The organism is Aurantibacter sp. (assembly GCF_039941195.1).
Classification (GTDB): Bacteria; Bacteroidota; Bacteroidia; order Flavobacteriales; family Flavobacteriaceae; genus Aurantibacter_A.
Window position 1 is genome coordinate 1 of sequence record NZ_JBDVFA010000012.1, and the last position, 24,719, is coordinate 24,719.

The 24,719-nt window shown below is 33.7% G+C and carries 23 protein-coding genes; 10 read left to right on the top strand and 13 right to left on the bottom strand.

Annotated elements, in window-relative coordinates; genetic code table 11:
• On the bottom strand, window positions 1-627 hold a 627-nt coding region (locus tag ABJF52_RS01760; RefSeq protein WP_348145409.1), incomplete at its 3' end, for a TGS domain-containing protein.
• A gap of 196 nt (window positions 628-823) precedes the next feature.
• On the opposite strand from ABJF52_RS01760, the gene ABJF52_RS01765 reads away from it, so the two are divergent.
• The 3 genes from ABJF52_RS01765 to ABJF52_RS01775 are packed head-to-tail and all read left to right on the top strand — an operon-like array spanning window position 824 to window position 5,328.
• The gene (locus ABJF52_RS01765; RefSeq protein ID WP_348145412.1) at window positions 824-2,701 is read left to right on the top strand and encodes a DUF1080 domain-containing protein; all 1,878 of its coding nucleotides are present in this window, start codon (window positions 824-826) and stop codon (window positions 2,699-2,701) included.
• Window positions 2,702-2,719: 18 nt separating this feature from the next.
• A complete protein-coding gene (locus tag ABJF52_RS01770; protein WP_348145415.1) occupies window positions 2,720-4,666 on the top strand; it encodes a sulfocyanin-like copper-binding protein in 1,947 nt (648 codons plus the stop codon).
• A gap of 29 nt (window positions 4,667-4,695) precedes the next feature.
• Window positions 4,696-5,328, top strand: a complete 633-nt coding sequence (locus ABJF52_RS01775) for a hemolysin III family protein (protein ID WP_348145418.1) — start codon at window positions 4,696-4,698, stop codon at window positions 5,326-5,328.
• A 34-nt stretch (window positions 5,329-5,362) separates the two neighbouring features.
• On the opposite strand, the gene ABJF52_RS01780 is transcribed toward ABJF52_RS01775, so the two are convergent.
• Window positions 5,363-6,283, bottom strand: coding sequence for a ThuA domain-containing protein (locus ABJF52_RS01780; RefSeq protein WP_348145421.1), 921 nt, complete (start codon window positions 6,281-6,283; stop codon window positions 5,363-5,365).
• A 136-nt stretch (window positions 6,284-6,419) separates the two neighbouring features.
• Between ABJF52_RS01780 and ABJF52_RS01785 the strand changes: the two genes are divergently transcribed.
• The 3 genes from ABJF52_RS01785 to ABJF52_RS01795 are packed head-to-tail and all read left to right on the top strand — an operon-like array spanning window position 6,420 to window position 10,476.
• A complete protein-coding gene (locus ABJF52_RS01785; protein ID WP_348145424.1) occupies window positions 6,420-7,661 on the top strand; it encodes a PmoA family protein in 1,242 nt (413 codons plus the stop codon).
• A gap of 5 nt (window positions 7,662-7,666) precedes the next feature.
• Entirely contained in the window at window positions 7,667-9,043 is a 1,377-nt protein-coding gene (locus ABJF52_RS01790; protein ID WP_348145427.1) for a Gfo/Idh/MocA family oxidoreductase, read from the top strand.
• A gap of 50 nt (window positions 9,044-9,093) precedes the next feature.
• Window positions 9,094-10,476: a putative oxidoreductase C-terminal domain-containing protein gene (locus ABJF52_RS01795; protein ID WP_348145429.1), complete on the top strand. Its 1,383-nt coding sequence runs from the start codon at window positions 9,094-9,096 to the stop codon at window positions 10,474-10,476.
• Window positions 10,477-10,574: 98 nt separating this feature from the next.
• On the opposite strand, the gene ABJF52_RS01800 is transcribed toward ABJF52_RS01795, so the two are convergent.
• The gene (locus tag ABJF52_RS01800; protein ID WP_348145432.1) at window positions 10,575-11,003 is read right to left on the bottom strand and encodes a DUF4268 domain-containing protein; all 429 of its coding nucleotides are present in this window, start codon (window positions 11,001-11,003) and stop codon (window positions 10,575-10,577) included.
• On the bottom strand, window positions 11,003-11,674 hold the full coding sequence (locus tag ABJF52_RS01805; protein WP_348145435.1) for a ZIP family metal transporter: 672 nt from the start codon (window positions 11,672-11,674) through the stop codon (window positions 11,003-11,005). Before ABJF52_RS01805 ends, ABJF52_RS01800 begins: the two co-directional genes overlap by 1 nt.
• 78 nt (window positions 11,675-11,752) lie before the next feature.
• Here ABJF52_RS01805 and ABJF52_RS01810 point away from each other — a divergent pair, with 78 nt between their 5' ends.
• The gene (locus tag ABJF52_RS01810) at window positions 11,753-12,910 is read left to right on the top strand and encodes a THUMP domain-containing protein (RefSeq protein WP_348145438.1); all 1,158 of its coding nucleotides are present in this window, start codon (window positions 11,753-11,755) and stop codon (window positions 12,908-12,910) included.
• A 9-nt stretch (window positions 12,911-12,919) separates the two neighbouring features.
• Here ABJF52_RS01810 and ABJF52_RS01815 read toward each other — a convergent pair whose 3' ends face one another.
• The 4 genes from ABJF52_RS01815 to ABJF52_RS01830 form a co-directional block, all read right to left on the bottom strand.
• Window positions 12,920-13,705 (bottom strand): DUF6048 family protein, encoded by a 786-nt coding sequence (locus ABJF52_RS01815; protein ID WP_348145440.1) that lies wholly within the window; start codon window positions 13,703-13,705, stop codon window positions 12,920-12,922.
• Window positions 13,686-14,183 carry a DUF6452 family protein gene (locus ABJF52_RS01820; protein WP_348145443.1) on the bottom strand — a complete coding sequence of 166 codons (498 nt, stop codon included), beginning with the start codon at window positions 14,181-14,183 and terminating at the stop codon, window positions 13,686-13,688. Before ABJF52_RS01820 ends, ABJF52_RS01815 begins: the two co-directional genes overlap by 20 nt.
• Before the next feature lie 3 nt (window positions 14,184-14,186).
• On the bottom strand, window positions 14,187-15,596 hold the full coding sequence (gene rlmD, locus ABJF52_RS01825) for a 23S rRNA (uracil(1939)-C(5))-methyltransferase RlmD (protein ID WP_348145446.1): 1,410 nt from the start codon (window positions 15,594-15,596) through the stop codon (window positions 14,187-14,189).
• Window positions 15,597-15,771: 175 nt separating this feature from the next.
• Window positions 15,772-16,944: a mechanosensitive ion channel gene (locus ABJF52_RS01830; RefSeq protein ID WP_348145449.1), complete on the bottom strand. Its 1,173-nt coding sequence runs from the start codon at window positions 16,942-16,944 to the stop codon at window positions 15,772-15,774.
• A 257-nt stretch (window positions 16,945-17,201) separates the two neighbouring features.
• Between ABJF52_RS01830 and rocD the strand changes: the two genes are divergently transcribed.
• On the top strand, window positions 17,202-18,446 hold the full coding sequence (gene rocD, locus ABJF52_RS01835) for an ornithine--oxo-acid transaminase (RefSeq protein ID WP_348145451.1): 1,245 nt from the start codon (window positions 17,202-17,204) through the stop codon (window positions 18,444-18,446).
• Between the two features lie 75 nt (window positions 18,447-18,521).
• On the opposite strand, the gene ABJF52_RS01840 is transcribed toward rocD, so the two are convergent.
• The gene (locus ABJF52_RS01840; protein ID WP_348145453.1) at window positions 18,522-18,854 is read right to left on the bottom strand and encodes a CCC motif membrane protein; all 333 of its coding nucleotides are present in this window, start codon (window positions 18,852-18,854) and stop codon (window positions 18,522-18,524) included.
• Window positions 18,855-18,860: 6 nt separating this feature from the next.
• Window positions 18,861-19,181, bottom strand: coding sequence for a DUF2752 domain-containing protein (locus ABJF52_RS01845; RefSeq protein ID WP_348145455.1), 321 nt, complete (start codon window positions 19,179-19,181; stop codon window positions 18,861-18,863).
• A gap of 54 nt (window positions 19,182-19,235) precedes the next feature.
• Between ABJF52_RS01845 and ABJF52_RS01850 the strand changes: the two genes are divergently transcribed.
• On the top strand, window positions 19,236-19,784 hold the full coding sequence (locus ABJF52_RS01850; protein ID WP_348145458.1) for a Smr/MutS family protein: 549 nt from the start codon (window positions 19,236-19,238) through the stop codon (window positions 19,782-19,784).
• A gap of 4 nt (window positions 19,785-19,788) precedes the next feature.
• On the opposite strand, the gene ABJF52_RS01855 is transcribed toward ABJF52_RS01850, so the two are convergent.
• On the bottom strand, window positions 19,789-20,292 hold the full coding sequence (locus tag ABJF52_RS01855; RefSeq protein WP_348145460.1) for a hypothetical protein: 504 nt from the start codon (window positions 20,290-20,292) through the stop codon (window positions 19,789-19,791).
• Window positions 20,293-20,394: 102 nt separating this feature from the next.
• Between ABJF52_RS01855 and ABJF52_RS01860 the strand changes: the two genes are divergently transcribed.
• A complete protein-coding gene (locus tag ABJF52_RS01860) occupies window positions 20,395-21,543 on the top strand; it encodes a cysteine desulfurase family protein (RefSeq protein WP_348145462.1) in 1,149 nt (382 codons plus the stop codon).
• 10 nt (window positions 21,544-21,553) lie between these two features.
• On the opposite strand, the gene ABJF52_RS01865 is transcribed toward ABJF52_RS01860, so the two are convergent.
• Complete coding sequence (locus tag ABJF52_RS01865) at window positions 21,554-22,222, bottom strand: hypothetical protein (protein ID WP_348145464.1); 669 nt, start codon at window positions 22,220-22,222, stop codon at window positions 21,554-21,556.
• 24 nt (window positions 22,223-22,246) lie between these two features.
• Window positions 22,247-24,715: a TonB-dependent receptor gene (locus ABJF52_RS01870; RefSeq protein WP_348145466.1), complete on the bottom strand. Its 2,469-nt coding sequence runs from the start codon at window positions 24,713-24,715 to the stop codon at window positions 22,247-22,249.
• Window positions 24,716-24,719 lie beyond the last annotated feature (4 nt).

The following is a 24,719-nucleotide window of genomic DNA, read 5'->3' on the forward strand; positions in this document are numbered from 1 at the left end:
GTTTTCATCGCCTTTATAGTAAGCGCCTGCAACACTTAAGATTTTTACGGCTTTAACAACTCCCGTATTAGGAATGTGGCCACCTCTACATAAATCAGTAAAAGTGCTATGGTCACAGAATGTAATTGTGCCATCTTCCAAATTGCTGATAAGATCAACTTTATATTCGTTTTTGCCTGTATAGTAGGACAATGCTTCTTGTTTGCTAACTTCTCGCATCTTGAAGTCGTGTTTTTCACGAGCAATTTGAAGCATTTTGTCTTCTATAGATTTAAAATCTTTTTCAGACAGTGTTTCATTACCAAGGTCTACATCATAATAAAAACCATTCTCTATAGCTGGACCTACCCATAATTTCACATTTGGATAAAGTTCTTCTAAAGCCTGAGCCAAAATATGAGCAGATGAGTGCCAAAATGCTTTTTTGCCTTCATTAGAACTCCAGGTATAAAGTATAAGCGACCCATCAGTTTCCAGTGGTGTTGTAGTTTCTACAATAGTATCGTCAAATTTGGCAGAAATAACATTTCTTGCTAATCCTTCACTAATACTTCTGGCAACATCAAAAGGTGTGACACCCTTATCGTATTCTTTTATGCTTCCGTCTGGTAATGTAATTTTAATCATATTCTACTTCTCAAAATAAGATGGCAAAGATAATGAACTCAAGCCTACTAATATATACTTAGGGCGGTACTTTTTAGAAGGTAATAAAGTTTTATGATTTTTTGAGTATAACGCTATATTGTACAATTTAAATTTATGGAGTTTTCTTGTATATTCACATAGTTTTTAACCTCCCCTTTTTTTAAATATTTGATTTATGAGGATTTTTATATGCCTAATTTTCACCGCACTTTTCTTTTATTCTTGTGGAGATAAACCTGTTGATGTTGAATCAACTCAAATAGAAATCGACCCCGTCAATTATTTACCTTTTGAAAAGATTAAATTGGAAAATTTGTCAGATTTCGAGCAAGTTTCTGAAAATTGGACAATAGCGGCAAGTGCTTTTGTAGACAGGACTGAAGATAAGACTATTACTTCAACTGAAGGAGTGGGAGTATTAGTGAATAAACCGGAGGAAGGGAGAATGGGTAATCTCTTTACTAAATTTGAACATGGTGACATAGAGTTAGAAGTAGACGTTATGATGCCTAAAAATTCGAATTCAGGGATATACTTTCAGGGTCGATATGAAATTCAACTATTTGATAGTTGGGGAGTTGAAAAACCAACTTATACGGATATTGGTGGAATTTACGAAGGTGATGAACATGAAGGCGTAAAAGGATTTGACGGGCAGGCACCAAATATTAATGCCGCTAAATCACCTGGACTCTGGCAACATTTCAAAATAATTTTTCATGCACCAAAATTTGATGATTTGGGCAATAAAATAAGGAATGCACAATTTGAGAAAGTTTGGTTAAATGGGGTGTTAATTCATGAGAATGCTGAAGTTACCACTCCTACAAGAGCGTCTGCTTTTAAAAATGAGCAGAAGACAGGACCGCTAATGATACAGGGCGATCATGGTCCCGTTGCCTTTAAGAATATCAGCTATAAATTATACGATGATAAAAGTGTTTCACTTTCGAATTTGAAATTGATTGAATATGAGAATAAGGAACAATTAATGCCTAACATAGATAGTTTAGTGCCGATAAGAGAAATAGTTGTCGATTCTATTTCTGTTCAAATGGTAAGTGGCGTTCGAACTCAAAGAATTTTAAAGTTTACAGGTGAATTACAAATACCTAGCAACGGTGAGTATCTTTTTGATTTAAAAGTTAATCAAGGTGGCGCTCAATTTATAGTTGATTCCGACACACTAATTAATCTAAATGGTAATTATTATTTGGATTCTTTAGGATTAGCAACCGTCAATTTGAAGACAGGCCTAACACCATTTACACTTATATATAATAAGCACAATCCTTGGGTAAAAGGTTTTAGTTTAGAAGTAGAGGGTCCAGGACTACAAAAGAGAGCTCTACAAGCCCCTAAATCTCTAGATTTGTCAAAGAATAAACCGACAGAAAGCATTAATGTTGACGTCTTGGATGAGACTATTACACAACGTAGTTTTTTAATGCATAATGGAAATAAAAGGACACATTGCATTTCAGTTGGCACACCAGAAAAAATTAATTATGCCTATGATTTAAACTTAGGAACATTATTGAAAGTGTGGAGCGGAAGATTCTTAGATGCTACACCAATGTGGCATAGTAGGGGACAAGAACAATTAGCTCTTCCTGCTGGTTTTACCGTTTCGTTTGATGGAGATTTAGCATTTTATAAACTAGAAAACAACAAGGCCATTTGGCCAATGGAAGGGAAGGTAAATAGAAAGCAAATGGGCTATGAGTTGGACAGGAATAGGGTGCCAACATTTTTATCGCAAATAGGGAATAGTGTTATTTCTGATAAAATGATACCATCTAACAAGCAACGTGCCATAAAACGAATTATTAATATAAAAGGTGATGAAGAAATTTGGCATAAAATTGCATCAGGAGAATCAATAGTTGCTCTGCCTGATGGCACATACCTTGTTAATGACGAGAGTTATTTTATAGCTTTTGATGTAGGAGATTCCACGAAGCCGATAATACGAAATAGCGAAGGAATGGATCAGTTGTTAATTGAAATTCCGGCTGGAGAACATTTAATTGAATATAATATTATCTGGTAAAATATGAATATGAGAATTATGAAGAAACTAATATTAGTATTTATATTATTAGGAATTGTAAATGTTAGCTATGCCCAAGAGAAATCGGATTTGGCTAAAAAAGAATCGAATTATTACAAAATAGTTGACGTGCCGATTCCTGATGATATAGAACTTGAGGTTGGTGGATTAGTGCTTACAGATAAGGATAAATTAGGAGTTTCCACAAGACATGGTGACGTTTGGCTAATTGATAAGCCCTATAGTCAAAAGCCTAATTATACTCGTTTTGCTCAAGGTCTTCATGAACCATTAGGTTTAAATTATAAAGATGGTAGTTTTTATTTGTCACAAAGAGGTGAATTAACACGTTTAACAGATAATGACGGAGATGATAAAGCCGATAGTTATAGAACTATTTATTCTTGGCCGCTTTCTGGTAATTATCACGACTATTCATACGGACCGAAATTTTTAGAAAATGGTGATATGTTGGTTACTTTAAATTTATCTTGGATTGGCCATGGGGCAAGTCTTGCAAAATGGAGAGGTTGGATGTTGAAAATTACACCTGAAGGAGAAATGACCCCATTTGCCACTGGTTTGCGCTCTCCATCAGGATTTGAGATTAACGCTGAAGGAGATATTTTTTATACGGAGAACCAAGGAGATTGGGTGGGTTCTGGCAGGATGACCCATTTAGAAAAAGGAGATTTTGCTGGTAACCCCGAAGGCTTAGTCTGGTCTGGCGATGAACAGTCACCGTTAAAGCTCAAAATGGAGGATATCGAAAGGGAATCAGGACTTAGTCTTTATGAGTACTCTAAAAAGGTTCCAGAATTAAAAGCGCCTGCAATTTGGTTTCCACATACTATACAAGGCATTTCAACTTCCGATATTTTATATGATACCACAGGGGGTAAATTTGGTCCGTTTGAAGGTCAAATATTTGTTGGGGATCAAGGGCATAGTAAAATAATGCGTGTTTTCATGGAAAAAGTTAACGGAGTCTATCAAGGAGCATCTTTTAATTTTGTTGAAGGGTTTTCCTCGGGCATACTTCGTATGATTTGGGGTAGCGATAACAGTATGTTTGTTGGTATGACGAGTAGGGGGTGGAGATCTACTGGAGGGGCTGAATTTGGTTTACAGCGTTTAATTTGGAATGGTAAAACTCCTTTTGAAATAAAAACAATGAAAGCCAAAGCTGATGGATTTGAATTAGAATTTACAAAGCCAATAAATATTAAAATGGCGAATAAAATTGAGAGTTATCAGATTACAAGTTTTAACTACAAATATCATTATAACTATGGTAGTCCCATAGTTGGACAGCAAAAAGCTTTGGTGACAAATGCTGAAGTTTCCAAAGATGGCCTTAGTGTTAAGTTAACCGTTGATGGTATGCGATTAGGTTTTATTCATCAACTTAAAGTGCCTAATTTGGAGTCAATTAATGGAGAAAAGATATTACATGATACTGGATATTACACCTTGAATGAAGTACCTGGAGGTAAATTAATTTCACAACCAACAGAAAGTATGGCGAATGCAAAAGCAGGTGTACTTCAAGAGAAAAGGGTTAATATAATGCCAATAACTTGGATAAATGGGGTTGATAAACAAATAGTTATTAGCACTAAGCCTGGTCTTAAATACGATATTGAAGAATTAGAATTGGAGGCAAATACTAAAGTTGAAATTACATTTAATAATAATGACGATATGATGCATAATCTGGTGATCACGCAAAAAGATGACGCCGTTGATGAAGTAGCACAATTAGCATTAAAATTAGGATTAGACGGTCCAGATATGAACTACGTGCCAGAAACTGATTTAGTTATTGCCCATAGTGGAATACTTGAGCCAGATTCTTCTGAAAAGGTTTTCTTTCAAACACCTAAAACCCCAGGTCAATATTGGATTGTTTGTACCTTCCCAGGTCACGCAAGTGTTATGCGTATTAAGTTGATTATAAAGTAAAGTTATAGCTAAAAACTTGTACAGATTTAATGCGTCAGAATACGGAATTAGAAAATGAAGAACGCTTAAATACCATTTCTCATGGTGTAGGATTCGTTTTGGCGATTTTAGGAATGATATTATTGTTGTTGCAAAATTCAAAAAAATCTCATTTTTCCACGGTGAGTATTGTTGTCTATAGCTTAACGTTAATTTCTATGTTTGGAGTGTCTACGCTATATCACTATTCTAAAAATCCAATTTTAAAAAAGAAATTACGAATAGTAGACCACATTAACATTTACTTCTTAATTGCAGGGACATATACACCTGTAGCACTAATTACATTAATAAGTGGTAATGGATGGTTAATTTTGTATGTAGTGTGGGCTTTTGCAATCTTTGGCACTTTTTTCAAGATATATTATACAGGCAAGTTTGAATTTTTGTCCTTGTTGTTATATGCCATTATGGGTTGGTTAATAGTGATTGATATTGATAATTTATCCAATTCACTGCCGAAATTGGGGATGTATTTATTATGGTTAGGCGGAGCATTTTATACAATTGGAATTATCTTTTATGCGATTAGGCGTATTCCCAATAATCATTTTATTTGGCACTTATTTGTAATAGGTGGAGCTATAAGTCATTGGTTAATGATTTATTGGGCAGTGGTTTAAAGTAATAACAACTATTTTCGAAAAAAGATAAAAATCAAGGTTTGCCAATTGGGGAATCGTCACATTTTAAATCTCCTACTACGTATTGCATACCATCCAAGAAAAATTGTAGTAATTCTGGATTCTCTAAACTTTGGGCATTATGCGATGGCGATGTGTAAAAAACTCTTCCTTTACCATATTTTTTTATCCATGCAACATAAATAATCTCATCCTTAACTTCTTTTTTCTGTCCTTCAATTTTATCTACTTCCATATAAAGCAAAGGTCTAAAGTTAAGTTCTGAATATGCATTTTTAAAAAAGTACGGTTCATCAACATGAGTTAGGCCATTCCCTTTAAATGCTTGTACCATTGGATGATTTGAGTCTACTTCTTTTACATGTATTTCTTGTTGTTTTGGGTGATAATCAAAACTTCCACCTGTTAGTCTACTAAATGGCATCGAGTTATTTTGAATAGTAATAGCGCCATGTAGTAACATTAATCCACCACCTTTAGCAATGAAATTCATGAAGTTTTGTTCATATATAGCAGCTTTCGTTTTAATTTCGATATCGCTTAAAGAAGTATTCTGGCTTAGTAAATCATTAAATAAATCACGATTCGGTCCACTAGGGTTAGAATTATTTAAGATAACAGCATCGTATTTATTAAGGTTTTTCTTTTCAAATTGTTCAATATCAAAGCCGATATGTACTTCAAAAACACCTGACTTTTTTGCCATAATTTTCAGCAATTCTATATTATGCGGAATAGTCCAATGATCAAAACCTGTAGCTTTCGAAAAAACTAATATTTTCTTTTTAGTTACATTTTTAACTGTTGGCTCAGAAGGAGCTAGCTTTTCAATTTTAGATAGCCATTCATCATCGATTTTAACTACCTCTAAGCTTTGAGCTGAAATGGTATTAATAAAAAAAAGAAGTAATAATGTAGATAAAAATCTATTCATGGTTGTCGTTTTTTGTGATTTATCGTTAACGTTAACGTTTTTGTTGCACACTTTTTCTATTTTTTCAAAAGTAATTGTAAATTACGGAATAATTACAAGAATTTAAGGTATTATTTTAATTGTCAAAAGCAAGTCAATGAGAATTATAAAAGGAAATTTAACGCTATTCTTTTTCCTAGTTTTATGTATAAGTTGCAAACAAAATGATGAACTTACTTTTGAGGTGGACAGTTATAAGGATAAGATGGGTGTTGTTCCAATCTTTGTAAATACAGATATTTTAAGAGGAAAAAACATTGACAATTACGCGCTTTTTCAAAATAAAAACAATGTTAATTATCAGCTAGAAGGAGATAAAGTTTGGTTTTTGCATAACCCTGATAAAGGTAATTCTTACGTTTTTAAGGAAACACAGAAAGATGGTAATTCTTCATTAGTTAATAATTTGGAAGTTGAAAAGAAAAATGGAAACCTTCAATTAATGCTCAAAGAATCACCAGTGGTTTCGTATCGATATGAAATGACGTACCCACCGGAAGGAATCGATTCAATTTTTAAAAAATCAGGATTTATTCATCCAATACTTACGCCAAAAGGAGACACTTTAACTAGAATTCAACCGTCAGATCATTATCATCACTATGGTTTATGGGGGCCATGGACACATACTAGAATAGACACAACTAGAGTAGATTTTTGGAATTTGGGTGAAGGGATGGGTACCGTACTATTTAAAGAAATTAAGGATACTATATCGGGCGATATATTTTCGTCATTTACTGCTGCTCAAGAGCATATCGATTTTAAAACACAAGATGCACCACAAGTTGCTTTAAATGAAAATTTACAAGTGCAAATTTGGGATTTAGATCGAGATGATCGCTATATGTTTGATTATAATACTTCGTTTAGTTCTCCATTAGAAAATGGTATTTTATTTGAACAATATAGATATGGAGGCGGCATTGGTTTACGATTTAATGAGCGCTGGAAAGCAGATAATTGCACCGTCTTAACTTCTGAAGGAAACGACAGGATAACAGCTGATGGTACAAACGCGAAATGGTGTATCGTAACAGGTGAATCTTCTGATGGGAAGGGTACAAATGGAATTTTGTTTATGAGTCACCCTAAAAATCGAATGCATCCAGAACCTATGCGAATTTGGCCTATTGATGGAAATGGTGGAAGAGGAGATATGTTCTTTGAGTTTTGTCCGATTCGACATGAAGAATGGAAAATAGAACCGAATAAGATGTATGACTTAAAATATAGAATGGTGGTTTTCGAAGGTGAATTAAATGCTGAGGAAGCTGAATTTTATTGGCAAACATTTGCTGCTCAACCAAAAGTAAAACAAATAAATCAACTCAATTAAAAAATATGAAACGAAGAAATTTTATAAATAAAACGGCACTAGGTACAGTGGCCGCTGTAGGTTTTCCAACAATTGTTCCTTCACATGTATTAGGGAAGGACGCACCAAGTAATAAAATCAATATTGGACAAATTGGATGTGGTAGAATTGCTCGAGACCACGATATTCATGATACGATTAGATTTGACCAGGCACATTATGTAGCTGTTTGTGATCTCGATTCAAAGCGTGCAGCAGATGCTAAAGTTTTAGTGGATTCTTTTTACCAAGAAAAGACGGGTAAAAAGAAATACATGAACACTAAGGTTTATGGCGATTATCGCGAAATGTTATTAAATAAGGATATTGATGCAGTGGTAATTAGTACACCAGACCATTGGCATTCGCAACCAGCTATGGAAGCAGCAATTGCTGGAAAGGATATTTATGTACAAAAACCCACTTCATTAACAGTCCGAGAAGGACAACAATTAAGAGAAGCAGTTCAAAAAAATAATGTGATTCTTCAAGTAGGTACACAACAACGAGCAATGCCGCAATTTAGGGTGGCTGCGGAGTTGGTAAGAAATGGAAGAATTGGAAAAGTGCATACAGTTAAAATAGGTTTGCCGGGGGATCCAGCAGGTCCAGAAGCTCCTGCAATGCCAATACCAAGCAATTTGAATTTTGATATGTGGTTGGGTTCTACTCCAGAAGTAGATTATACCGAAATTGGTGTTCACCCTCAAAATGATTATAGTAGACCTGGATGGTTACGTTCAAGAAACTATGGAGCAGGTATGATTACAGGTTGGGGACAACACCATTACGATTCAGCAGCGTGGGGAATGGATACTGAATTAACAGGTCCGATTTCAGTAGAAGCGTTAGCCGAGTTTCCAAAATCTGGTTTATGGAATGTTCATGGAGACTTTTTCGTAAAGCATGAGTATGCAAACGGTATAACGGTTTACACCAGTGGAGGCTATACAAATGGTATTAAATATATTGGTGAGGACGGATGGATATTTGTATCACGAGGTTCGTATACGGCATCAGCTAGTGATCCAGTAGATAAAGAAAAAAGTGCTAAGGCACTTAACGCTTCGGATCCAAAAATTTTGGAAAGTGTAATTGGGGAAAATGAAATTCACTTAGAGAAAATAGATGACCAACATGGAAATTGGCTTGATTGTATTAAAACTAGGAAGCAACCAATATCGCCAATAGAAAAAGGACACAAAGCTTGTACTGTTTGTTTAATAAGTGATATTGCCATGCAGTTTGATAGGAAATTAGATTGGAATCCTGATACTGAGATGTTTATAAATGATGATGAAGCTAATGCCTTGTTGCGTCGCGAACAACGTAAACCTTATGGTACAGATAATGTAAAAGTGTAACTATTATTTCATTATTTTTAGCTAATAAAGATGTCAATTAAATTAAAATAATGAAAAATAGCCTTACTGCATTTCTTGTGTTTTCTCTCCTAATTTCGTGTGGAGAGAAAAAAACTGTTGATTCGAATATGAAGGAAGATAAAGTTGAAAAAGTGAAATTGATGACCCTTGATCCTGGTCATTTTCATGCAGCTTTGGTGCATAAAAAAATGTACCCCCAAGTAGATTCTACGATTTATGTGTTTGCACCAGAAGGACCAGAAGTTCATGATTTTTTAAAGAAAATTGAAACTTATAATACGCGTGAAAGCGAGGCAACAGATTGGAAAGTTTTAGAAAATGTTTCAGATGACTATTTGAATAAAATGGTTTCTGAGAAACCAGGGAATGTCATGATAGTTGCTGGTAAAAACTCCAAGAAAATCGATTACATTTTAGCGGCAGTGAATGCAGGTTTAAATGTCTATGCAGATAAACCTTTGGTTATAAATTCTGACGGGTTTGAAAAGTTAAAGAAGGCCTTTAAGTTAGCGAAAGAGAAAGATGTACTTATCTATGATATTATGACAGAGCGTTTTGAGTCTACGACGATGATGCAAAAGTTGTTTTCGACAATGCCTTCAGTTTTTGGAGAGTTAATAGAAGGTACTCCAGAAGATCCCGCAATAGTAAAAGAAAGTGTACATCATTTTTTTAAGTACGTTTCAGGTCAAGCACTAGTTCGACCACCATGGTTTTTTGATATTAATGAGGAGGGAGAAGGCATTGTAGATGTTACTACCCATTTAGTAGATCTCGTTCAATGGGAAGCATACCCGAATCAAATTATAGACACTAGCGATATTGAAATGGTAAATGCCAGACGTTGGCCGACTGTACTTACAGATGAGGAGTTTGAGGGAGTAACTGGGTTAAGTGAATTTCCCGATTATTTAGATAAAGATTTGGTTGACGGAAAACTAAATGTTTATAGTAATGGTGAAATGACATATAAAATTAAAGACAAATATGCTAAGGTTTCTGTGATATGGAACTACCAAGCACCAGAAGGAACAGGAGATACACACTTTAGTATAATGAGAGGTACTAAAAGTGATTTGATAATTAAACAAGGACATGGTGAAAACTACAAGCCTGTTTTATATGTGCGACCTAAAAATAAGGAGGGGTTTGATGAGGTTATCAATGAAGCGATTGCAGGAGCAGTACAAATGCAATTTGAAGGAACAACAACCGAGTTAATGAAAGACGGTACATGGCGAATAAACATTCCAGATGAATTTAAGATTGGTCATGAAGCCCATTTCGGTCAAGTAACCTCTAATTATTTAAAGTATTTGGAAGAAGGTAAATTACCAGAATGGGAAGTGCCTAATATGGTTGCAAAGTATTATACAACTATTGAGGCCTACAAATTGGCGCGTGAGAAGTAATCTTTGAGAAAATATAAATTGCAATAATCAATTTGCTCATTTTCATCAACATAATTTATTCCCGGAAGTATGATTCCTAGAAGCTTTAGTTTGTTTGATTAAATATCAATAATATCTTTATATTCTAAGAAAAAATCTTCCAGTAATTTCATGTTTTTATCGAGAAACTGCATTGTTTCTTGCCAGGTGTTTTTGTTGTGAATGGAGACATTGTTTAATTCAAGATACACTTTAGATATCTCTTTACCATTTTCAAGAAAATAGGAATCATCAAAAATTGCTTCGGGCCAATATTCATCAGTTATTATCGATTTTAAAGAAATTAGCTTCTCCCATAGTGTAATTCTTTTCTCTAAGTCAACGGTATCTATGTCCATTGATACTCGAGCCTTTTTTACATCGAAATCGAATTTGAAAAGCAGTCCTTTTATTTTGGTATTGTATAAAATCCATTTACGAGGATACGATTTACCAAAGGCAATCCAGAAATCTTGACGTAATTTTTTAGATTCTTCTTTACTAAACATTAGATGAAATATGCAATTACTATACCGAGCATAATTACGGCTAATTTTCTAAGGTTAAAACTATGACCTTCTGAACTTTCGAAAAGGATAACCGTAGAAATATGAAGAAATACACCAATTACTAATGCCGTAATGGGTACATGATATTTGTCAAGTGCATCAAAATTTGCAGCGATGTATGTTCCAAGTGGAGTCATTAGAGAAAATAACGTTATGAAAACAAAGGCCTTCGAGCGCGAGATTCTTGAATTAAATAAGAAGATACTTAAGATTATAGCAATAGGTACTTTATGAATTAAAATTCCATATATAATACTTCCATCATGATCTATTGGAAAACCTTCTAAAACTGAATGAATGCATAAGCTGATAAAAAGCAAAACTGGAAAGTTGCTTTTTTCACTATCAATATGCACATGGCCATGTTCAGCACCTTTAGAGAAAAATTCAAGAAATATTTGCAACAATATTCCCGTCATAATAAATAATCCAACAGTTTTAGAATCGGATTGCTCATATACTTCAGGTAATAATTCGAAAATAGTAAGTGCCAATAGAAAACCACCACTAAACGCAAGAACGAGCTTAAAGTTGCTTTTATTCTTTAGTCTGGTAACTCGGACTAATATATAACTGAGCAAAACTGCAAGAATGGGTAATATATAAATCATTAAGTAAATTGGCTTTCTTGTAATTTGAGTGTCAAGGCGCAAAAATACTGTATTTTTGCGGCACAATTTATCATGGGTATGAACAATAATTTTAAAATGGTCGCGAAGACCCTTTTTGGTTTTGAAGAGATTTTAGCTAAAGAAATACGGAATTTGGGCGGCGGAAATGTAGTTCCAGGAGTACGAAGTGTGAGCTTTGAAGGGGACACAGGGTTTATGTATAAGGCTAATCTTTGTGCGAGAACGGCAATAAAAATTATTAAACCTATTCATTCATTTACAGTTAGAACTGAAAATGAACTATATCGTAATATCTACGCTATGGATTGGGTAGAATATCTTGCTGTTGATATGACTTTTGCAATAGATACTACAGTAAACTCTGACAATTTTACACATTCTTTATATGTGTCGCAAAAAGTTAAAGATGCGATCGTTGATAAATTTCGAAGTACAGACGGTAAGCGACCAGATGTAGATGTTAAAAATCCTGACTTGAGAGTCAATATTCATATTCAAAAGGAACATTGTAATGTTTCTATCGATAGTTCAGGTAGGTCTTTACACCAACGAGGTTATCGTACTGCTACGAATATTGCACCTATTAATGAAGTTTTAGCTTCTGGATTATTATTGATGAGTGGTTGGCACGGACAGTCCGATTTTATGGATCCAATGTGCGGTAGTGGTACTTTCTTAACTGAAGCAGCTATGATTGCATGTAATATTCCAGCAAATATTAATAGAAAAGGGTTTGCGTTTGAAAAATGGCACGATTTTGATGAAGAACTTTTTAATAAAATTGTAGATGTCAGTTTAAATAAAACAAAGGAATTTAATCACAAAATACTAGGATATGATAAGGCACCATCCGCAGTTAGAAAGACAGGTGATAATGTCGAAAATGCAAATCTAGAGGACTATATAACAGTAGAACGAAAGAATTTTTTTAAAACAGAAAAAAATACAGAAGGTCCACTTCATATGGTTTTTAACCCTCCATATGGAGAGCGATTAAATCTTGATATGGAAGAGTTCTATTCTTCAATAGGCGATACGTTAAAACAAGGGTATCCAGGAACAAATGCATGGTTAATTACTTCTAATATGGAAGCTTTGAAGTATGTAGGTCTACGTACATCAAAGAAAATAAAAGTTTTCAATAGTCATTTAGAATCCCGTTTTGTAAAGTACGAAATGTATGAGGGGAGTAGAAAAAGGAGAGATAAGCATTAATGCAAATAATTATTCTTCTGATTTTGGTTTCGGTTTTTCTTTTTCTTTAACTTTTTTTGGTTTCTTAGTTTTTTTATAGAGCGGTAAAAAATAAGTTAGCGTATAATTATATCCAACTCCAAATTTACTTCCATCAGTTACTTTGTTGAAACCTGGAATAAAGAGATCGTGAAAATTCGTATCACGATTAGCGTTGGATAGAAGGAATCCTATTCTAGCGCTAAATCCGAGGTATATATTTGCAAAAAGTTCACCTTTTATACCAACAACACCTTCAAGCCAAGACGCTGTTCTACCATCAAATTCTTTAATTTCTTCACTACCTAAGGAAAATTCTGTGCCATTCCAGTAACGGTCAGCATCATATATTCGATAATTATTTACTGTTTGACTATAGCTGCTAAAAGCGTAACGAGCACCAACAAATATTGAATTTTGTTCCCCATACCAATTGGCATACGTATTATAATCTATACCTAATTTTCCATAACTACCAGAAGTGGTAAAATTATATAAGGTTTCTTGCTTTGTTTTTTTCTCATTCCCAAATTCGCCCGCGATATATAATTTGTAATTCAAACGGTAATCGGCCACAAATTCAATTCCACTATATTCATCAGCTATCAGCCCAGTAATTGGTCTACTTAAATCTACACCAAAACGAATTCCATATTTTTGTTTATGGGTTACAATAGAAGAATCTATAGGAGTCGCCACTAATGTATCCGACTCTGTTTGAGCAGCGCCTAAAGCAAATACAAATGCAAAACAAAAACTAATGAAATATTTTAACATTTGTTATAGTGTCGTTTTGTGTTAGTGATGGGGTTAAAACTTCAATCATTTTTATCCAATTATTAATGGTTGGTCCTGTGCCCTCAATATTCTCAAAATTCATAACAAAACCACAGGCTCGTGATTTAAATTGTTCATTTAAGTCATAATTAAATACTACGGTGTCGATATCAGCTGTAGTTGAATCTGTAGGGGTTAAATTTCTTGTTATAAGAAAAGATGTTGATGTTCCATCCACACGAAGGGGAACTTGAATTTCGGTCGTTGAAACATTTTCGATTACTGGAAAGACAACATCATCCAAAATTCCTTGAACATTCAAAGAAGTAACCTCTTTTAACATTGAAGAGTCAAATTGATCATAAAAACGAATTACCATTTGTGGGGTAGCAGCATCTATACAAATGTCATCCTTTTCGCATCCCGAGAAAAATATGATTACTGTAAGAATACTAAAAACTAAAGCAATTTTTTTCATAGGCTATCGCTTTTCCAAAAGTACAACATTTTCAACATGGTGCGTTTGTGGAAACATGTCTACGGGCTGCACTTTTTTAATTACATAATCAGCGTCCATTAATTGTAAGTCTCTAGCCTGTGTTGCACTATTACAGCTAACGTATACTATTTTCTTCGGCGATATATTTAAAATTTGTTGTACCACATCTTTGTGCATTCCATCCCTAGGAGGATCAGTTATAATTACATCGGGTTTACCATTAGAAGCAATAAATTCTTCATTAAATACGTTTTTCATGTCTCCTACAAAGAAATCTGCATTTACAATTTCATTACGCAGAGCATTTTCTTTTGCATCCATAATTGCTTCAGGAACCGCCTCTATCCCTACAACTTTTTTAACATCCCTTGAAACAAATTGGGCAATAGTACCTGTTCCTGTATATAAATCGTAAACAAGATCGTCTTTAGTTAAGCCAGCAAAATCCCTTGTAATTTTATATAATTCGTACGCCTGATTAGAATTGGTTTGATAAAATGATTTGGCATTAATCTTAAATTTCAGCCCTTCCATTTCCTCAAAGATATGATCTCTGCCAGCAAAGCAAACTATTTCTTGATCGTATATCGTATCGTTTTGCTTTTGATTTATTACATATTGCAATGACGTAATTTCATTAAATGTATGCTTAATATGATTTAATAATAATTCTCTTTTATCGCTATCATCTTCATAAAACTGAATCATTACCATAATTTCACCAGTAGATGATGTACGTATCATTAAAGTACGTAATAGTCCACGCTGATTTCTTGGATTGAAAAAAGTAAGTTCATTTTTTTCTGAAAAATCTTTTATTTCATTTCTAATAGCATTTGAAGGGTCTGCTTGTAGATGACATTTCTCAATTTGTAGAATTTTGTCCCACATACCAGGAATATGAAATCCCAGGGCATTTTTATCATCAAAGATAATATCAGATTGTAATTCTTCTAATGTTAACCAACGGCTATCCGAAAAAGAAAATTCCATTTTATTTCTATAGAAATATTGTTCTTTAGAACCTAAAATCGGAAATACTTCCGGAAGCTGAAGATGACCTATTCGTACTAGATTATTTTCTACCTCCTTTTGTTTATAAAAAAGTTGGTGTTCGTAACCCATATCCTGCCATTTACAACCGCCACAAACTCCGAAATGCTGACAAACAGGTTCAACTCTTTTGTCTGAAAGTGTATGAAAATTAGTTGCAACACCTTCAAAATAAGACTTTCGCTTTTTAGTAGTTTGTACGTCTACAATATCACCGGGCACAGTATTTGTCAAGAAAATAACTCTACCATCAGGGGCTTTACCTATAGTTTTTCCTTTAGCGCCTGCGTCAACCACTTCAACATTTTCAAATATCTGGCGTCTTTTCTTTTTTCGCATGGGTCAAAAATAAGAATAGTAAAGTTCTCTAGGAGCTAAATTTTGTGGGGATACTATTAAAAAAAGTTAAAACTATTTTATTTGGTATAACTAAGCAGTACTATTTAATAGAAAAAGGCCCATCTCGCGACGAACCCTTTCCATACAAACAACCTAACCAAACTAATTTTATAATTTATTTTTGAGAATTGAATTTTTCTAAAATTCTACCCATTTGTTTTCCTGCTGCTTCTCTGCCTCCTAATCCAAAGGAAAGGGCAATGGTTATGGCAACCGTTCCGAGTGTGATACCAAAAGCCATGTTTATAATATCATCACCAATTCCCATAGTTTTAAGACCCATAGCTAAAAATATTGCTAGCACGCAAATTCTTACTATTGAAGCTATAAACGTATTATCATTTGTTTTAGCGATACTATTTTGTGCAATAGTAGAAACCCAATTACCGATAATAAGTATTATCAATCCGAATAAAATATTTCCTGATATATTTATAATGGTATTTAAAATTTCAGTAAGCCTAACAAATTCTAGTTTTTCAATGGCAGTCATAATTCCGAAAATCATTATAAAGAAATAGCAAATATCTCCGATTACATTTGATACATGAACTTTTTCTGAAAGACTACCTAAATTCATATTCTTTAGTAACTGGTCTAATTTTAAGGTTTTCAAAAGATCTTTTAATAGTTGCGTTACGAATCTACCACCTACTGCAAAGAATATGATGATAACTACAGCGACAAGTATTTTTGGGATTGCCACAAAAAATTGTTCTAACATATTGGTTGCCGGTAATGAAATGGTATCCATATTTAATATGTTTAAAGCAGCAATTAGTAGGGGAATGAAAATAAAAATAAAAACTATTTTTTTAAGTATGGCCACCAAATTTATATTCTCAGGTAGCTTTAATTTGGGCACAAATTTTTGAATAGTATCACCAGAAAGACCAACTAATTCGGATACTATTGTAGCTAGCATATAGCCAATATATGCTACTAAACCGGCTCCAATAATGTTTGGAATGAAAGTTAAAAAGCTGTTTAGTAAATTCTTTACAGGGTCTAAGACGTTTGTCATACCTAGTTTTTCTAAAACTAGCATAAACACAAAAATCATAATGAGAAAATATAGAAGCTTACCTATAAATTTTGAAAGCGTTATTTTATCGGTACCTAACTTATCATCAACCTTAGTTCTCTTGATAAGTTTTGTTATAAGTCTTTTAAGAAAACCAGCAACAATCCACCCTATAATTAAGATAGCTAAAGCTGCCAATGTGTTTGGAAGGTAGCCCCCGATAGAATTTGATAAGCTGTCCGTAATATTTTGTAAGAATTCCATATAGCGAAAAAAAAATGGTTAGTGTCTACTATTACGACACAGAATAAATAGATAAGTCACTTTTTTTAAAAAATAAAACTGATTACACGGTTTTTTGATTATCGAAAATTGACACAAAAACAAGATGAATTAAATAAGTTTTATTAGTTTTGGGGCTCTACAAGGATGATTTCTCTCCCACGCTGAATTTTCGAATCTTCGAAAGGAAAAAGGTATAGAAGGAATTACTGAAGTTTTATATTAAAGTAATTTACATCATGTCAATTTTACAAAAAATGTCATCTAAAGATGCGATAGCATTGGAAGAAAAGTACGGAGCACACAATTATCACCCGTTACCAGTTGTGTTAAATAGAGGTGAAGGTGTGTTTGTTTGGGATATGGAAGAAAAAAAATATTATGACTTTCTTTCAGCTTATTCTGCAATTAATCAAGGACATTGTCATCCAAAAATAGTGGATGCTTTGATTAGTCAATCACAAAAATTAACCTTAACATCAAGGGCCTTTCACAATAATATGCTTGGCAGGTATGAGGAATACGCTTGTAATCTTTTCGGATTTGATAAGCTATTGCCAATGAATACAGGTGCAGAGGCAGTTGAAACGGCCTTAAAAGTATGTAGAAAATGGGCGTATGAGAAAAAAGGAATCACGGAGAATGATGCACAAATTATTGTTTGTGAAAATAACTTTCATGGGCGTACTACTACAATTATTTCATTTTCTAATGATCCCGTCGCACGAGAAAATTTTGGTCCTTTTACCGATGGATTTATCAAAATTGAATACGATAACCTTAAGGCGTTGGAAACTACATTAGAAAGCAATTCGAATATTGCTGGATTTTTAGTTGAGCCTATTCAAGGTGAGGCGGGAGTATATGTGCCTTCAGAGAACTATTTAATCAATGCTAAGGCTTTGTGTGAAAAACATAATGTGCTTTTTATTGCCGATGAGGTGCAAACGGGCATTGCAAGAACAGGTAAAATGCTGGCTGTAGATCATGAAAATGTAAGACCAGACATATTAATATTAGGTAAAGCACTTTCTGGTGGAGTATATCCTATTTCTGCGGTATTGGCTAATAATGAAGTTATGGATGTAATTCATCCTGGAAACCACGGCAGTACATTTGGTGGAAATCCTATAGCAGCAGCTGTTGCCATGGCTGCATTAGAGGTAATTGAAGAAGAACAATTGGCTAATAATGCGCTAGAATTAGGTGAATTGTTTAGATGTGAAATGAATGCTTTTATTTCAAATTCTAACATAGTTAAAAAAGTACGAGGAAAAGGTTTACTAAATGCTATTCTAATAAATGATGCTGAGGAAAGTTCTACCGCTTGGGATATTTGTATGGCATTAAAGGAAAATGGTTTACTTGCCAAACCTACTCATGGTAATATAATCAGATTTGCACCACCATTGGTTATGGATAAAGAGCAGTTGTTAGACTGTGTGGATATTATTAAGCGCACGCTAATTAATTTTGAAAAGTAGGATAAAAAAAACCTGCCCTAAGTAAATTTTAGGGCAGGTTTTTTTATTTCTTATTAATTACAATTATTCAATCGGTTATTCACCTAGCATTTCTTCAATTTTTTCTTGCATTAATTCTTGATCTTGCAAACTCTCAAGTCCAAAAGTAGAAACTGCCCATACAGACATTAATAGGTAAATAGCACTTAGTGCAATACCTATGTAGGCTAAAATTTTACCAGTTTTTACATTTCCAAAATCAGTATACATTTCAGGGTTTTGATTGTATAGGGCAGTCGCTTTGTTCGCCATTACAACGGCAATAATTCCAAAGACAAGCCCGAGTACCCCATAACAGCAACAGGTTACAATTGAAAGAATTCCAAATACAAGTATAAGGGTAGCATTAGGTAGTTTTTGTTGTTCCATAATTTTTTAGTGGATTAGATGGTTCATTTTTAAAATATAGTTTATTATTATTGTTGTTCCTGTTAATATGCCTAGAAATATTTTTATTTGTGTTTCGAAACGGAATTTCACAAATTGACTAACAATTACGAATAAAACAAGAGCGACTAAGCCATAAATTGCTGGGTACATATCAAATGCTGCTTCAAATTCGCCTTTGACTAGATGAATTGCGGAGCGTTGCATACCACAACCCGGACAATCAATACCAAAAAGTTTTTTATTCATACACGGAAGCATAAAATCTTCTATAGAAACTAAAAGTGGTATTAAGGGTATTTTCATCATTACATTAATTACAAGCTGAAAATTAGCATTATTTTTGGAAAATATACTAAAAGCATGACTGTTTTTCAATTAGGAGATAAGGTTGAAGTGTTGGACGACACTATTTCAGGTGTGGTGATTTCTATTGATAATGATGAAGTTAGCATAGAAACTAATGAGGGGTTTGAAATGAGTTTCGAGGCCAAAGAATTGGTTAATGTTGAATCAAACGAAGATTTTCGAGTAAGTAGTTCTGATGTTTCTAAGGCAAAAGCTGAGAAGGAATTTGTAAAAAGAAAAAAAGTCAGAATAACCAGTAAAAAGGAACGAAATGCACCAAAAATGGAAGTTGACTTACATATAAATCAGTTGGTAAAATCTCCTAAAAACATGACTAATTTTGATATGCTAAATATCCAATTAGAAACAGCAAGACGGCAATTGGAGTTTGCTATTCGAAATCGTATTCAAAAAATTGTATTTATTCATGGAGTAGGGGAAGGTGTTCTTAAGCAAGAACTCCATACAATGTTTCGAAGATTTGAGAATTTAAAATACTATGATGCCGAATATAAAAAGTATGGTACAGGGGCAACAGAGGTATATATTTATCAGAATTCTTAGAAATCTATTCTGATTTTATAGAAGTAAATGTGCCGAAATCGTTTATAGTCAAGTCAGTAATTCGGTTATTAGTATCTGTTTCAAAAGTTACATCAGTCAATTCTATTGAATGTTCGAAAGTAGTTGAGTCAATTTCTATAGTATTAATTAATACCGTGCCATTGGAAGCAACAATTTCACTTATTGCTTGAGGATCAATAACCGGTACATCATCACAAAAATAGGTCTTACTTACAGTTCCGGAAAACAAACGATAGGTAAGGGTTGATCCCGAGCCAATTGTACTCTCTATTTGTTCAGCAGAGGCTTCGTTTAATAACTTTCCATCTTCTAGTTCCAAAATTAAGGCCTCATCATCATTAATTTTGAAAAATAGACCCGTGTCAATAGACCCCGTTTCACAAGTCTCAATATCTACACTATCAAAATCAATGGTTTCAATCTCAATGTCACCATCATCACAGGAAAATAATAGAAACATTAAACCTAGAAAAAAAGTTTTTTGCATGCTTCAAATTTAATGAACTTCTAGCTTTGTTTTAACGCCTATTGGGGAGAAATTAACGTTAATTAAATTATTTTTGCAAGATTAAATTAGGATTCAAGAAAAATGGAGAATGTTTATTTAGATAACGCCGCAACTACCTGTGTACGAAAAGAGGTAATTGATAAAATGCAAAAAGCATTAGCAGAATGTTATGGCAACCCTTCCTCAACACATAGTTTTGGTAGAACTGCAAAAACAGCCATAGAAACTGCTAGAAAAACTATAGCGAAATATTTAAATGCACATCCTTCCGAAATAATTTTTACTTCTGGTGGTACAGAAGCCGACAATATGATTTTGCGTTGTGCAGTACGTGACTTGGATGTAGAAACAATAATTACTACCAAAATTGAACACCACGCTGTTTTACATACCGTTGAGGATCTTGAGAAAGAGGGAAAAATAAAAGTGCATTATGTTAATTTGGACGAATTTGGAAATCCAGTTATTGAACATTTAAAAGTCTTATTGCAGCAGGATGATTCTAAAAAGTTAGTTAGTTTAATGCACATAAACAATGAAATAGGAAATAAAATTGATATTGATGCAGTTTGCGGCATTTGTAAGGAAAATGAAGCGCTTATTCATTCAGATACTGTTCAGTCTATAGGTCACTATATTTGGGATGTTAAGAAAACTCCAATTGATTTTATGACGGCAGCAGCTCATAAATTTCATGGACCTAAAGGAATTGGGTTTGCGTATTTAAGGAGAAATAGTGGGTTAAAACCGATGATTTCTGGTGGGTCTCAAGAGCGCGGATTTCGGGCAGGAACAGAATCTTATCATAATATTATTGGGCTTGAAGAAGCTTTTGTACAATCATATGATAATTTGGCTGTTGAAAGAGCGAAAGTACTAGCATTGAAAGAATATTTTATTGAAAGATTAAAACAGGAAATACCAGGAGTAAAATTCAATGGTTATTCTGCAGATAATCATAATAGCACTTACACTCTTGTTAATGTAAACCTGCCAGTTTCACCAGAAAAGGCATTAATGTTACTATTTAATTTAGATGTGAAAGGTATAGCATGTTCTAAAGGGAGTGCTTGCCAGTCGGGCAGTAATTTAGGTTCGCATGTATTAAATCAGGTGCTAACAGACGATGATTTACAAAAACCATCATTACGCTTTTCATTTTCAATATATAATACAATAGAAGAATTGGATTATACGGTTTCGGTAATTAAGGAGTTCATAGAAAAATAGGCAGAACTATTTATTTGTTAGTTCCTTCTCTTTTCTTTCTATCTTTTTTACGCTCTCGATCGTAAGGGAATTTTCTCGCTGCTTGCTTCATCATTTGGTCAATAAGGTCAATAGTGTTTTTGCCTGTTTTTTTATTGATTTTCTTTTCGTATTTCCAAAGTAACTTTCCTGTTTTACCATCACTTATTTTTATACCGATTCTGCCATAATCAGATGCTCCAGAGAAATAATCAAGAATACTAAAGTCGGTAGGAATGCCCTCCGATAATAAAATTGTTAGGTCTATATTACCACTTATTACACCGTCAACACCGAGAATTTCAGCGAGCTGTTTTGTGGTGTAAATATCCATATTTTCATAGTCAATGTTATTCTGTGTTAATATGGCTTTTGTGTCTTTAGTGTTTTGAAATTCTACAACAAATTTTTTCTTCTTTTTTCTTTTAGAAAAATAAGTTTCTAAAGCGTTTTGTACGGCATAACCTTCTCTTTCTTCCAAAGCTTTTAACTCTTTTTTCGAGAGTTTTTCATCTAAATTGAGGTTGGTTAAGAAGGGTAATATTGCTAGAGTCTGTTGTTCAGCAGCTAATTCGTCAAATCTAGTGTTCTCATAAATATTCTTCTGTGCATTTATTACAAAAGTTACCATTAATAAAAACGGTAGAATTAAATTTTTCATGATACCTCTTTTGATGTACATATTTTAAAAACGCATTTTCAATCTTAAATTTAAAACTCTACTTGTCATAAAATTAGGAATAGCATATTCATATTTGCTATCAACATCGCGTACCCAAGTATTGGTAATAGAATTTTGATTGTTGAACATATTAAAAATTTCAATACCGATGCTCAAGTCTTTAAATTTATTCAACCAATGTTTTCTTGGATAGTTCTTATCAGCATCTGCAAAAATATAGGAAATTCCCAAATCAGCACGTTTGTAATCAGTTAATCTATTCTGAAAAATATAGGGGTCGGCATAACTTGGTGAACCACCTGGCACTCCTGTATTATAAACTAAATTTAAATACATTTTTAAATTAGGAATGTTAGGAATATAATCTTGAAACAAAAGGGCAACTTTTAGGCGTTGATCAGTTGGTCTAGAGATGTAACCCTTCGAAGCTATATTTTCTTCAGTTTGCAAATATCCAATACTAACCCAAGATTCTGTACCAGGTACAAAGGCACCATTCAATCTTACTTCTGCACCGTAAGCGTATGCGATAGCATTGTTGTTTGCACTGTAGCGTATCCGTACATCATCTAAAGTATATGTGTTTACGTTATTAAGATTTTTATAATATACTTCACCCGTAAGATTAAATGGACGTTGCCAAAGTAAAAAACTATATTCCGTACCCAATACGGCATGTATTGCATTTTGAGCTTTTACATCTGAATGAATAATTCCTTCGTTATCTCGAAGTTCTCGATAAAATGGAGGTTGATGATAAAGACCTCCGGACAATCTAAAAATAATATCCTTTTCCCAATTTGGCTTTACTGCAAATTGTGCTCTTGGACTAAATACACTTTGTTGAATTTTGGGTACATCTGTACCGCTAACCGTCCACAAATGTCCGCGAATACCTAAATTATAATAAATATCTGTTGCTCCCCATTGATCTCGCTTACTAATTTGAGCAAAGGCTGTAAAACGATTTGTTTTTACAAAATTCGTTGCATTTAAACCGGTATAAGGGACTAATTCTTCATCATAAACTTCGTAAGGTTCGTTATTAGAAAAATCTGTTATAGGAGGGCGAATACTAAAACCAACTGAATCGATAAATTCTGATTCTCTTAATTGGTCGCGAATATCTTCGTGTGTGAATTTTGTACCCCATTCTAATTTAGTCTCATCTTTGCGATAGGTACCTTTGTGTTGTAAATTAAAAATAAGTGCGTCTAAGTCATTTCTAGTTCTGTTATATTGAGATGCCAGTCCTCTAGAAGCTACGGGGTCCCCTAAAAAATTTTCATCCAAATCAGATGCAATTCCTCCCAATTCATATGTTGCAATAATATCTGAATATTCTTCTTCTGTTGTATGGTAAATTGATGAAATTAATTTAAGATCAATATCGTCATTTAAATGATAGGTGCCTTTTAATGCCCCAAATAAGGTGCTATATCTATTTTTTTCATTTCCTTGGTATAGAACAGTAAGCTGTCTGGGTTGATTTAATGTTCCAAAATTCGTTTCTCTATTTAAAGGTTCATTTTGATAATCGTTAACCGAAATATTTCCTAAAAACCCTAAATCAAATTTATTTGAAAAACGATAGTTGGAGTAGCTCTGAAGGTCAATAAAAACCGGATTGAAGTTAGCTGTGGTTTCTTTACTATTTACCAATAGACTATTGTTTCTGTATCGCAAACCGGTAATGCTTCCGAATTTTTTATTTTTAGATAGCGTTTCTACAGCAGCACTGGCTCCTAAAAAACTTAGGTCTAATTGAACTTCGAAAGTAGTAGGATTTTTATAAGTAATGTCAAGCACAGAAGATAGTTTGTCGCCATATTTTGCTTGAAACCCGCCTGGAGAAAATTTTACATTTTGTGTGAGGTCGCTATTAACAAAACTTAAACCCTCTTGTTGGGCAGCTCGAATTAGAAAAGGGCGATACACTTCAATTTCATTGATGTAAACTAAATTTTCATCGTAATTACCACCTCGAACAGAGTATTGCGTGCTTAGTTCATTGTTAGAAGAAACGCCAGGGAGTAATTTTAAAATGTTTTCAACACCTGCATTTGCACCTGGTATACGACGAACCAGTTTTGGAGGAACGGTGGTAACGCCTTCTACATTTTTTTCGCCAGTTGGAGTAACTGTTACTCCATCAACCTGAATAGCATTGGCCTTCATAATTGGGTTAAATTCAAAAATCTCATTTGTGTTTAGAATAAGATTTTCAACCACTATATTTTTTAATCCTAAAAATGAAAATGTAATAGAAGTTTCTTTATCCGCTATTATATTAAGTAAATAAAAACCATTTTCATCGGTAAATGTTCCACCACCAGAAGTACTAATATTTACTTTAGCTATAGGTTCATTTTTTTCATCAAGTACAATGCCAGTAATTGATGCAGTTTGTCCAATCAAATGATTCGATTGGAAAAAGAGAAGTATTATAAAAATGGTTTTTAGAAACTTCAAACCG

Bases quoted from the DNA above. Each gene is read 5' to 3' on its own strand.
- ABJF52_RS01765 (WP_348145412.1), top strand. From the start codon at position 824: ATGAGGATTTTTATATGCCTAATTTTCACCGCACTTTTCTTTTATTCT.
- ABJF52_RS01770 (WP_348145415.1), top strand. From the start codon at position 2,720: ATGAAGAAACTAATATTAGTATTTATATTATTAGGAATTGTAAATGTT.
- ABJF52_RS01775 (WP_348145418.1), top strand. From the start codon at position 4,696: ATGCGTCAGAATACGGAATTAGAAAATGAAGAACGCTTAAATACCATT.
- ABJF52_RS01780 (WP_348145421.1), bottom strand. From the start codon at position 6,283: ATGAATAGATTTTTATCTACATTATTACTTCTTTTTTTTATTAATACC.
- ABJF52_RS01785 (WP_348145424.1), top strand. From the start codon at position 6,420: ATGAGAATTATAAAAGGAAATTTAACGCTATTCTTTTTCCTAGTTTTA.
- ABJF52_RS01790 (WP_348145427.1), top strand. From the start codon at position 7,667: ATGAAACGAAGAAATTTTATAAATAAAACGGCACTAGGTACAGTGGCC.
- ABJF52_RS01795 (WP_348145429.1), top strand. From the start codon at position 9,094: ATGAAAAATAGCCTTACTGCATTTCTTGTGTTTTCTCTCCTAATTTCG.
- ABJF52_RS01800 (WP_348145432.1), bottom strand. From the start codon at position 11,003: ATGTTTAGTAAAGAAGAATCTAAAAAATTACGTCAAGATTTCTGGATT.
- ABJF52_RS01805 (WP_348145435.1), bottom strand. From the start codon at position 11,674: ATGATTTATATATTACCCATTCTTGCAGTTTTGCTCAGTTATATATTA.
- ABJF52_RS01810 (WP_348145438.1), top strand. From the start codon at position 11,753: ATGAACAATAATTTTAAAATGGTCGCGAAGACCCTTTTTGGTTTTGAA.
- ABJF52_RS01815 (WP_348145440.1), bottom strand. From the start codon at position 13,705: ATGTTAAAATATTTCATTAGTTTTTGTTTTGCATTTGTATTTGCTTTA.
- ABJF52_RS01820 (WP_348145443.1), bottom strand. From the start codon at position 14,183: ATGAAAAAAATTGCTTTAGTTTTTAGTATTCTTACAGTAATCATATTT.
- rlmD (WP_348145446.1), bottom strand. From the start codon at position 15,596: ATGCGAAAAAAGAAAAGACGCCAGATATTTGAAAATGTTGAAGTGGTT.
- ABJF52_RS01830 (WP_348145449.1), bottom strand. From the start codon at position 16,944: ATGGAATTCTTACAAAATATTACGGACAGCTTATCAAATTCTATCGGG.
- rocD (WP_348145451.1), top strand. From the start codon at position 17,202: ATGTCAATTTTACAAAAAATGTCATCTAAAGATGCGATAGCATTGGAA.
- ABJF52_RS01840 (WP_348145453.1), bottom strand. From the start codon at position 18,854: ATGGAACAACAAAAACTACCTAATGCTACCCTTATACTTGTATTTGGA.
- ABJF52_RS01845 (WP_348145455.1), bottom strand. From the start codon at position 19,181: ATGATGAAAATACCCTTAATACCACTTTTAGTTTCTATAGAAGATTTT.
- ABJF52_RS01850 (WP_348145458.1), top strand. From the start codon at position 19,236: ATGACTGTTTTTCAATTAGGAGATAAGGTTGAAGTGTTGGACGACACT.
- ABJF52_RS01855 (WP_348145460.1), bottom strand. From the start codon at position 20,292: ATGCAAAAAACTTTTTTTCTAGGTTTAATGTTTCTATTATTTTCCTGT.
- ABJF52_RS01860 (WP_348145462.1), top strand. From the start codon at position 20,395: ATGGAGAATGTTTATTTAGATAACGCCGCAACTACCTGTGTACGAAAA.
- ABJF52_RS01865 (WP_348145464.1), bottom strand. From the start codon at position 22,222: ATGAAAAATTTAATTCTACCGTTTTTATTAATGGTAACTTTTGTAATA.